Raw genomic sequence first — 9,997 nt, 5'->3', positions numbered from 1 at the left:
TTTGAAGACAAAAGCTTGCGAGCCAAGTGGCGACCTGGCCCCCGCTGAGGGGATGGCACCACCTGGCGGCCACCCGGTGGTAGACCGCCTGAGCGCGCCCCGTAGCGGAGAAACGGGTAGAAGCCGGAAGTGGGTACCCCCGCCCGTTGCTGATCTGGAAGCCACAGGGGTGTGGGTTCGGGCTGATGGCTTTGGTCACCACCCCAAATTAGGGTGCCAGGGCCAATACCCCTCCAAAGCTCGGTCGGCGTGAGGCCCAGCGGGTCAAGAGGGTGCTAAAGGAGAAAACCCAGGGAACGCGGAACTGGGTTTTTGCGTTTCGGAATTGGTGGGCGGTAGTGGACTTGAACCACCGACCTCACGCTTATCAGGCGTGCGCTCTAACCAGCTGAGCTAACCGCCCCCACAGCGAAACGAGTATAGCCAGGGCTTTTGGATAGGTCAAGCACGGGCACACATCCTACTTATCCCACTCGGAAGGTAAGATGTGGGGCGTGTTTGCCTATACCGTTCGCCGCTTGTTGCAGATGATTCCGCTGTTGTTTGCGGCCTCCGTGGTCATCTTCACCCTGCTGGCCCTTCAGCCGGGCGACCCACTGGACGAGTTGCGGCAACAGAACCCTCGGATCACCGCAGAGCAGCTCGAGCAGCTCCGACGCGCCTACGGCCTCGACCAGCCCATCTACGTGCGCTACTTCAAGTGGTTGGGAAGAGCCCTGCAAGGTGACTTCGGCCAGTCCCGCACCTACGCCACCCCTGCAGCTCAGATTATCTTCGCCGAGCGCCTGCCCCGCACACTGGTCCTCTCGGGAGCCGCCCTCTTGCTGGCCCTTCTGGTGGCCATCCCGGTGGGCATCTTTTCTGCGGTTCGCCAGTACAGCGTCGCCGACTACATCATCACCTTCCTCTCCTTTGTAGGTTTCTCCATGCCCATCTTTTTCCTGGGCATCCTCCTTCTGTTCCTGTTCGCCTTCTGGCTCCCCGAGCAAATCCCTGGGTTCCCCAAGTTCCCCGTCCAAAGTGTCTCCGACCTGCAGTGGTACCAGGTCCGGGCCGGCGAGGTGAGCTTCTTCCAGTACATCGGCGACTGGGCCTTTAAGCTTATCCTGCCAGTGCTGGCCCTCTCCACCATCCAGATGGCCTCCTGGACCCGCTACATGCGGGCCAGTCTGCTGGAGGTGCTGAATCAGGACTATATCCGCACCGCCAGGGCCAAGGGTCTAGGGGAACGGGTGGTGCTCTATAAGCACGCCCTGCGCAACGCCCTTATCCCCATCATCACCCTGGTAGGGCTGGCTATCCCCGGGGTATTCGGCGGAGCGGTTATCACCGAGACCATCTTCTCCTACCCGGGCATGGGGCGGGCCATCCTGGACTCCCTCGTCGAGAAGGACTACAACGTGGCCATGGCTGCGCTGGCCTTTCTGGCCATGCTGACCGCCCTATTCAACCTGTTGGCCGACCTCATGTACGCGGTGGTAGACCCGCGTATCCGCTATAGTTAGGGGGCTCTATGGCTGCAGTTGCTAGCGCATCCCGACCCAAATCCCAGTCCACCTGGGCCCTGGCCTGGCGCCGCTTCAAAAAGCACAAGGCCGCTATGGTCTCCCTATGGGTGGTGGTGGCTCTGGTACTCATGGCCCTGCTGGCCCCCTGGATTGCTCCTTACAGCCCCACCGCCCAGCCCACGGGGGAAGACCTGGCGGCTAAGTACTTCCAGGGCCCAAGCCGTGAACACCTGCTGGGCACCGACGACCTGGGCCGCGATGTGCTCTCCCGCATCATCTACGGGGCCCGCATATCGCTTCTGGTAGGTTTTGTTGCGGCCTTCGCCGCTGCCCTAATTGGCACTACCCTGGGGGTCATTGCAGGCTACTTCTCCGGCCGACCCCTTCGTTTCTACCTAGGGCCGCTGGCTCGAGCCGCCGATGGCTGGAGGCCCTGGCCGTTTGCCCTCTGGCGGGTCGCCTCCTGGGTGCTCCTGTACGGGCTGCTCTTCTTCCTAGCCGACCTGGCCTGGCGCCTGGCCGGCCCTAACGTAACGGCCCTCCTCTCCGGCTCAATCTCGGCAAACAACGTCCTCTCCCTCCTGGGATTGGCGCTCGCTTGGGGGGTCCTGCTGGCAGTGGGCGCCTGGGGACTCTTCGGTCAGGCCAGGGTTGATCTGGACGTGGTCATCTCGCGGTTCATGGACTTCATGCTGACCATTCCCGAGCTGCCCCTGCTGCTGGTGCTCTCGGCCCTTCTGCGCGACACCCAAGGGCCTGCCGGCCGCTGGGCCCAGGCGGCCTTCGGGGAGGCGGCCTCGGTCTTCATCATCATCGCCATCATCGTGCTGTTTGGTTGGGTGGGCACTGCCCGGCTCATCCGAGGGGCGGTGCTGAGCCTGCGGGAGCAGGAGTTCACCACCGCCGCCCAAGCCCTGGGGGCCAGCGACGCCCGCATCATGTTCCGGCACCTGGTACCCAACGCCCTAGCTCCCCTCATTGTGAACGCTACCCTGGCCGTTGGTGGGGCCATCATCACCGAGGCCGCGCTCTCTTTCCTGGGCTTCGGGATCCAACCCCCGGTGGCTACCTGGGGCAACATGCTCAACAACGCCCAGGTCTATGTCTTTGACGCGCCCTGGCTGGCCCTAGCCCCCGGGTTCATGATCTTCATCACTGTGTTGGCCTTCAACTACCTGGGCGACGGGTTGCGGGACGCCCTTGACCCGCGCAGCCGCCTGTAGGCAAACCCGGCCGACCGCTGGCGGTATTTTCGGAGCCGTGCGCTTTCTGATTCCCATCGCCGTAGCCTTGGCCCTAGCCCCCTCGACGGCCCAGGAAGTCCCCGGATTTGGGCCGGTCTGCCCGGCTCCGGAGATCTGCCTGGAGCCCGCCCTCCGGCTCCAGCTCGGCCTAGCCCAGGGTTATGCCCCACCCTGGGCGGCAGGCGGCCTCCTCGCCCTACGGGCCCTGGAGGGCAGCGCCTACTACCGGGTGAGGCTTGGGGTGTGGTTTGAAGGGGCGTTGCAGTGGGGCCTGCTGGAGGCCTACGGGACCAGCCAGCTGGGGCCCCTCGAGCTCTCCTACGGCAAACGCGGCGAGCTGGGCGGCCCCTGGAGTGAAACCTTCGTGGGCCAGGATGGCCGCTGGGGGGTGTGGGTCCGCTACCAGGGGCTGGAAGCCGCCTACCTGCCCCACCCGGCCCTGGTCGGAGGGCAGCTTTACGTGGGTGCGAGGAGCGGAGAATTCCAGGCCGGCGCCTTCGCAGAAGTCGCTCAGGGGAGCCTCGGGCTAACCCCCCGCCTGAGCTGGCGGGGAGCCCTGGGCGAGGCCTTCTGGCAAGCCGACCAAGGCTTCTGGGGCCGCCTGACCCTTCCGCTGGGGGAAGGCCCGTCGGGCGGAGCAGGTCTGGAAGGGTGGGTGTGGTGGAACCCGGAGTGGACCTACCTGGGGCCCGGCAGCTTCCTCCAGGAAGGGTTGCGGGCCTGGCTGCTCCGCCCAAGGAAGCTCGTCTTCGGCCTAGCCTACACCTGGGAAGGGTGGCGGTTCGGTGCGGAGGCCTCCCGCGCCCCGGTAGAGGCTGCGTGGGTCTACCTACGGCTTCATTTGCCATAAGGCTCGTACCCTGCCCGCACAAAGTAAAGCCCCTGCGGGGGCGCGGTGGGGCCCGCCTCCTTGCGGTCGCCCCCTCGGAGCAGGGTCCGGATGGAGTCCGAGTCCCGCTTCCCCAGCCCTACCTCAACCAAGGTGCCCACCATGCTGCGCACCTGGCCCCGCAGGAAGCCGGAGCCGACAAACTCAAGCCACACCTCCTGCCCCCCCTCCACCGGCCAGACCTCCAGGTGGGCCCGGTATATCTCCCGCACGGTGCTGCGCTCCTCCCTTACCGAGAAGGCCCTGAAGTCGTGGAGGCCCACCAGGTGCTCCAGGGCGTGCCGGATGGGAATTAGGTTAAGGGAGTGCGGCATCCACCAGACCCGGTGCCGTTCCAGGGCAGGCGGCATCCGCCGCAGCAGGATCCGGTAGCGGTACTCCCGCCATAAACAGCTCTTGCGGGCGTGAAAGGACAGGGGCACCTCCCGGGCCCGCAAGGCTCGTATGTCGGGGGGGAGGAGTCTGTTGAGGGCATGGGGAATTCTCTCCACCGGTATGCGGTCTTGGGTGTCGTAGTGGACCGGCATCTCCAGGGCGTGCACCCCGGCATCGGTGCGGCCGCAGGGCCAGACCTTGGGCCGGGCCCCGGGAATCCGGCCTAAGGCCGCCTCGAGCTCCTGCTGCACGGTGCGCTCCCCCCGGGCCTGGGTCTGAAGGCCTGCAAAGTGAGTACCGTCGTACTCAATGAAGAGCAGAATGCGCCGCAAGCCCGGGTTTCCCTCCAGTGCCCCCAATTCACCGGCTATTCTAAGAGGCCCCCGGCCGGTTTTCCATTGGGCTATCCGGAACGCCCCCTAGCGCCCCTGCCCCACCACCACCGCCTTGGCCCGCACCAACAGCCGCACCCTATCGCCAGCCCGGAAAGGGCTCTCAGGCCCCTCCTGCACGGTTAGCTCGCGGTTCCCCACGCGTACCCGGTAGGTCAGGTCGTGGCCCTTGAACTCCCGGGCCAGCACCACCCCTTCAAGCTGCCGCTCGCCTAGGTGGCCCAGCGGCGCAGCGAGGCCCAGGCCTTCTGGGCGCAGGGAAAGGAGCACCGGACCGTGGGCCTCGTCCACCAGAGCAACCCGGCCCAGCGGGGTTTCGGCCCAGCCACCCCTGGCCTCCCCCGGAATCAGGTTGGTGCGGCCTAGAAACTGGGCCACAAAAGGGGTTCTGGGGCGCAGGTAGACCTCTTCGGGGGTCCCGGTCTGCTCGAGCCGCCCCCCTCGCATCACCGCCAGGCGGTCAGCAAAAGAGAGGGCCTCTTCCTGGTCGTGGGTGACCAGCACAGCCCCGATACCGGCCTGTTTCAGCATGGCCCGAACCTCGTCGCGGGTAGCCTGGCGCAAAGCCGCGTCCAAACTGCTAAAAGGTTCGTCCAGCAGGATCAGCCTGGGCCCCGGGGCGATGGCCCGGGCCAGGGCCACCCGCTGCTGCTGCCCCCCCGAGAGCTCGCCGGGCTTTCGGTCCTTGAAGACGGTGAGGCCCACCAAACCCAACACCTCCTCCACCCGCGCCCACCGGGCCCTCCCCTTCAGATGGCGCAGCCCAAAGGCCACGTTTTGCCACACGCTCAGATGGGGAAAAAGCGCATAGTCCTGAAAGACAAAACCCACACCCCGCCTCTCCGGAGGCCAGCGGGTCACCTCCTGCCCCGCCAGCCAAACCCTACCCTCATCGGCCCGCTCAAACCCTGCGATGAGGCGTAGGGTGGTGGTCTTCCCGCAGCCCGAGGGGCCCAACAGGGCAAAAATTTCCCCCGGGGCAACCTCAAAACCCACCCCTTCCACCACCGGGGGACCTCCCCTCAGGTAGCGCTTGGTCAGACCCTCTACCCGAAGGAGAGGGGCTTCCTCTTTCTCAAAGCCTCTTTCCATCATCGTTCCTGGGTCAGAAGAAGTCCCACAAAACCAGCCGAAAGGAGCACGACCAGCAAGGCGTAGGGTGCGGCCTCGGCAAACAGGGCCTCCGAGGTGTAGCCCCATATGCGGGTGGCCAGGGTGGAGTAGCCCACCGGGGCCAGCAGGAAGGTAAGGGGCAGCTCCTTCATGGCCGACAGGAAGACCAGGGCCATACTGGCCAGCATCCCCCGCCGCAGCAGGGGGAAGGTGGCCCTGAAGAAGGCCCCAAGGGGGCTGAAGCCCAGGCTGCGGGCGGCCTCCTCGAGCCGGGGTGGCGCCTGGTAAAGCGCGCTGCGAACCGGCCCGATGGCCTCAGCCAAAAAGTGCAGGGCGTAGGCCAGAACCAGCAAGGCCAGGGTCTGGTACAGGAAAGGAGCCCCCCGCAAGCTGAAGAAGATGAGGGCTAGGGCAAAGGCCAGGGGGGGCGTGGCATACCCCAGATAGGCTACCCGCTCCAGGGCCCGGGTCAGCCGGCTGGGGTAGCGCACCCCCAGGTAGGCCAGGGGCAAGGCCATGAGCGCCGAGAGAAGGGCCGCTGGGGCCGAAGCCTGCGCCGAATTGCGAAGGGCCTGAACCACCCCTTCCCAGCCGTTCAGGTGGTCGGCAGGATACTGCACCACCCAGTACCCAATGGAGACCAGCGGCACCACCAAAGCCCCCACCACCGGCAGGAGCAGGAAGGCGTAGGCCGGCAAGGCCCAGTAGCCCAGAGGGGTGCGCCGCGGCAACCTGGAGCTGCCCAGCCCCACCCGGCTAAAGGCAAGGTTCTTCAGCAGGCGGGCCTCGAGCCAGAGCAGGCTCCCGGTAAGCAGCAAGAGCATCAGGGAAAGCCAGGCCGCGTACACCCGGTCAAAAGCCGAGGAGTACTGCAGATAGATGGCGTAGCTAAAGGTCTCGAAGCGGACCAGGCTCACCACGCCGAAGTCGCCCAGCACGTGCAGGCCCACCAGAAGCCAGCCCGCGTACAGCGCAGGCCGAAGCTGGGGCAGCACCACCCGGAAGAAGACCTGAAGGCCCCGGTAGCCCAGGCTGCGGGCCGACTCCTCGAGGGCGCTGTCCAGACCGAGCAGGGCTGCCCGCAGGTTTAGGAACAAGTAGGGGTAGGTAAAGAGGGTGAGCACCCCCAAAGCCCCCAGGTAGCCCGTGGGCCTGGGCCAGGTAAACCCCAGAAGCCCGCTCAGCCAGCCGCTTCCCCCCGTGGCCCCGAAGAACCCAAACACCCCCACATACCCCGGCACCGCCAAGGGCAGGGTGAGGAGCAGGGTCCAAAGGCGCCTTCCGCGCAGGTCGGTGCGGCTGGTAAGCCAGGCCAGGGGCAGAGCCAGCAGGGTGGTGAGGGCAATCACCCCAAGCAAGAGGGCCAGGGTGTTGCCCAAGAGCTGAAGATTGCGCGGCCGGAGCACGATCTCCGCGAGCTGCTGGGGCTCGGCCTGGGCCGCCCGCAGCCCGAGGTAGACCAAGGGCAACAGGACGCCCAGCCCCACCAGCAGGGCTACCGCCAGCAGGGGTAGGGGAACGGGCCGGAAGGTCTGGACTACCATAGGGACGGGGCCTGCCCGCGCAGCCCCCTAAAGCTAGCAAGCCTTGATGGACAAATCAAGTATTCTTGTCGGAATTTATGGGTTAACCGCAAACGGTAACTATTCCTAAATGGCCCCGTAACGCGAAAGGGGCTGACCCGGGTCAAATTTCACACCCTCCTTCCAGCCCGGCGCTATACTGGCCTCTGGAGTCGGGAATCGGCCCGCTCCCGCGAGGCCCTAAGCCCTCTGCACTACCCCATACCGCGCCAATACCCATATCCCGGCGCGGAACCCATAGGAGAAGACCATGAAGAAGTCCGGTTTCACCCTGATTGAGCTGCTCATCGTCATCGCCATCATTGGCATCCTGGCCGCGGTGCTCATCCCCAACCTGCTCAACGCCCGCCGCACCGCCACCGACCGCGCTGCCCAGGCCTACGCCCAAAACGTGTACAAGGCCGCCAACGCCTACATTGCCGACAGCACCAGCAACGTTGTCGCCGCGGGAAACTGCCAGGAGCAGTACGGCAGCTACGGCACGGGTGGCCGCCCCGGTTTCATCAGGACATGCACAATCACCACCAACGCCACCCAGGTAACCGTTACCTACGAAGGCGGCAACCAGACCAGCGTTACGGTCGGCCAGTAAGCCTGGGAACCTAACCCCCAGCGCCGCTTCGCACCCCGCGCAAGGCGGGGTGTTCGTTCAGAGGAGGTGAATGGATGGGCCCGCGAAGCGGATTCACCCTGGTGGAGCTGCTCATTGGGCTGGTTATCATCGCAGCGCTGGCCGCCGTCCTCCTACCCAACCTGATCCGAACGCGGGACACCTCGGTCAACCGCGCCGCGCAACTCCACATGCAAAGCGTGGCGAAAGCCGCCTTCGCGTACATAACCGAGGACCCCAGCCGAAACGTCGTTCTAAGTGCGGACTGCACAGAAGGCTACACGGCAGGCAACTACTCGGTCCCCAGCGCCAACGGCGCGGTCACGGCCTGCAGCGTCACCGATGCAGACAACGACCGCCTGCCCGAGGTCAGCGTGACCAGCAACCGGGGCGTGACCTACACCTACAACATAAGCCCACCCTGAACCCTCTGCACCCCTTCCCACCCCGACGCCCTCAGCGCAAATCGTGCCACCATCCAGGGGATGCCGAGCACTCCACACCCCCAGTCGGGGGTGTGCGTTTTTACCCAAGTGGGGAAGAAAGCCGATTTATCCTAAGCCACAAGGTATGCCCACCTCAAAAGACCTTCTGCGCTACGCCAACCTACTGGCCCTATTTGTCCTTTTGCTCCCGGTTTTCATCTACCCAGCCTACCTCCTTGAGGGTCTGGGCCAACCGATATTCATACCCGACGGAGAGAAGGTCCATCTGGTGCCAAGGCTGCTTCTCTTGGCGCTGACGGCGCTTATGGGCTGGCGTTTCTGGCGGGCAAAGGGCCTGTTCGGTGGCCTACTGTTGGGCTACATGGCTCCAGTGATCCTGAGCACGCTAAACACGAGCGACCCCGGAGGGTGGGCTTTTCTCCTCTTTGGACCAAAGGCCCGGATGGACGGCCCTGTGTACCAGGCACTTCTGGTTCTACTGGGCCTTGCCGCCTACAACGCACTCAGGCTGCAGGTTGCCCTCATGGAACGTCTGCTGTGGGCCCTGGTAGTGGCGGGCAGCGTCCAAGCGGTCCTAGTCTCTCTGCAGAGGCTAGGTTTTGACCCCATCGGCCACATCATCGGCGGCAGCCCTTACGAAGAGCCCATGGGTTCGATGGGGCACATCGGTGTGGCCGCAGGCCTTTTCATGGTGGTTGTGCTGGTCTTGCTCCGCATGCTTGAAAGGGAGGGGGCTATCCCCCTTCGCGCGGTCTTGTTCCTGCTCCTGATGCTCAATTCCGTGGGGCTTGGGGTCACACAAAACAGGGCCGCCGTTTACGCCTTGCTCCTCTCCCTGCTCCTCTTCCTCGCAACCGCACCCTCCTGGAGGCGGGCTCTTCTTGGGGCGGTGGTAGCAACTGCCATCTTTTTTGGGCCGAACCTGCTTCTCGGCCCCCCTCCCTACGAAAGGGGCTATACGAACATGGACACGCTGAAGTCGCGCCTTGTGATGTGGCAGTTTGTTCCGGAGGTCATGAGCCACATCCGAGGCGCACCTCTTTTAGGCGGTGGTTCCGACGCTTTCCTGCTTATTCTGACGGAGCACTTTAGCGCTGAGCGGCTTCTGGAATTCTATCGGGTTGAGTACAAGTGGCCCGCCAACGCGGTTGTCCAGCAGATAGAGTCCCTCCCTCCTCTAGAAAAAGGGCGTGAGCGCATCCTAAAGGTCCGCTTCTCCCAGTATGGCGAGCAAAGGGACTTTCAGGCCACATACCTGGTCGGGCTGGACAAAGCCCACAACATGTTCCTAGACCGAATGATAGCCTATGGCCTTTTCGCCTCCCTGATCTGGGGCTTTCTGCTCATCTACCCTGTGTACCTCCTTTGGAAGAGGAAAGGGCTACAGGACAGCCTATGGCTCGTTCTGCCTGCAATCGGAACATACTACATGGCCTGGTTCCCTGTGGTGCAGCTCGAGCCCATATTCACGCTACTTATAGCCGCCGTGTGGGCGAGCGCTGAGGCGAACAGGGGGAGACTTAGCTAAGCGATGCCAGCCCTTCCCAACGCCCTCGCCTCAGCGCTTCTACTGGTCAGCCTAGCCTGGCTCTGGCAACAGCCCATCACGCATTACGAAGCGCCCCCCCTCTGGTTCACCCTCGCAACCCTGGGCTCCCTGAGCGTCCTTGCATCCCGCGCACCGCTGGCCCTATGGGTCTGGTGGGGCTTGGGTTTGCTCACGCTCTTCTGGAGCCTGACCCCGGGCAACACCCTGGTGCTGGGGCTATGGGAGCTTGCGTACCTGGCGGCCTTTGCCGCGGGAGGATGGCTCCTCGGCCTGGTGGGGCTCAACCTG

General features: G+C 64.6%; 9 protein-coding genes, 1 tRNA gene and 1 pseudogene. 7 read left to right on the top strand and 4 right to left on the bottom strand.

All coding sequences use genetic code 11. The features are described 5' to 3' along the window. Positions 1-326: 326 nt before the first annotated feature. A tRNA-Ile gene (locus tag NZ849_RS06460) sits at positions 327-403 on the bottom strand. Positions 404-494: 91 nt separating this feature from the next. Between NZ849_RS06460 and NZ849_RS06455 the strand changes: the two genes are divergently transcribed. Genes NZ849_RS06455 through NZ849_RS06445 form a run of 3 tightly spaced genes read left to right on the top strand, consistent with a single transcriptional unit; the run spans position 495 to position 3,602 of the window. Then, positions 495-1,505, top strand: coding sequence for an ABC transporter permease (locus tag NZ849_RS06455; RefSeq protein WP_295405492.1), 1,011 nt, complete (start codon positions 495-497; stop codon positions 1,503-1,505). 8 nt (positions 1,506-1,513) lie between these two features. Then, entirely contained in the window at positions 1,514-2,731 is a 1,218-nt protein-coding gene (locus NZ849_RS06450) for an ABC transporter permease (protein WP_295405490.1), read from the top strand. Between the two features lie 37 nt (positions 2,732-2,768). Then, positions 2,769-3,602 (top strand): hypothetical protein, encoded by an 834-nt coding sequence (locus tag NZ849_RS06445; protein ID WP_295405488.1) that lies wholly within the window; start codon positions 2,769-2,771, stop codon positions 3,600-3,602. Here NZ849_RS06445 and truA read toward each other — a convergent pair. The 3 genes from truA to NZ849_RS06430 all read right to left on the bottom strand — a co-directional run bounded on the left by truA (position 3,590) and on the right by NZ849_RS06430 (position 7,065). Beyond that, a complete protein-coding gene (gene truA / locus NZ849_RS06440) occupies positions 3,590-4,348 on the bottom strand; it encodes a tRNA pseudouridine(38-40) synthase TruA (protein WP_295405494.1) in 759 nt (252 codons plus the stop codon). The genes NZ849_RS06445 and truA overlap by 13 nt on opposite strands. An 87-nt stretch (positions 4,349-4,435) precedes the next feature. Next, complete coding sequence (locus tag NZ849_RS06435) at positions 4,436-5,500, bottom strand: ABC transporter ATP-binding protein (protein WP_295405486.1); 1,065 nt, start codon at positions 5,498-5,500, stop codon at positions 4,436-4,438. Next, the gene (locus tag NZ849_RS06430; protein ID WP_295405484.1) at positions 5,500-7,065 is read right to left on the bottom strand and encodes an iron ABC transporter permease; all 1,566 of its coding nucleotides are present in this window, start codon (positions 7,063-7,065) and stop codon (positions 5,500-5,502) included. The genes NZ849_RS06435 and NZ849_RS06430 overlap by 1 nt, the downstream gene beginning before the upstream one ends. A gap of 289 nt (positions 7,066-7,354) precedes the next feature. Here NZ849_RS06430 and NZ849_RS06425 point away from each other — a divergent pair, with 289 nt between their 5' ends. The 4 genes and pseudogenes from NZ849_RS06425 to NZ849_RS06410 all read left to right on the top strand — a co-directional run. Next, complete coding sequence (locus NZ849_RS06425) at positions 7,355-7,696, top strand: type II secretion system protein (RefSeq protein ID WP_295405481.1); 342 nt, start codon at positions 7,355-7,357, stop codon at positions 7,694-7,696. Between the two features lie 74 nt (positions 7,697-7,770). Beyond that, positions 7,771-8,139: a type II secretion system protein gene (locus NZ849_RS06420; RefSeq protein ID WP_295405478.1), complete on the top strand. Its 369-nt coding sequence runs from the start codon at positions 7,771-7,773 to the stop codon at positions 8,137-8,139. Positions 8,140-8,284: 145 nt separating this feature from the next. Further along, positions 8,285-9,688, top strand: a complete 1,404-nt coding sequence (locus NZ849_RS06415) for a hypothetical protein (RefSeq protein WP_295405475.1) — start codon at positions 8,285-8,287, stop codon at positions 9,686-9,688. Positions 9,689-9,691: 3 nt separating this feature from the next. Next, a pseudogene (locus tag NZ849_RS06410) lies at positions 9,692-9,997 on the top strand (O-antigen ligase domain-containing protein); the annotation flags it as partial.

This window comes from Meiothermus sp., assembly GCF_025060375.1.
Taxonomy (GTDB): domain Bacteria; phylum Deinococcota; class Deinococci; order Deinococcales; family Thermaceae; genus Meiothermus.
Note: the sequence above shows the minus strand (reverse complement) of the source record. Positions and strands in the feature narration are given on the sequence as shown.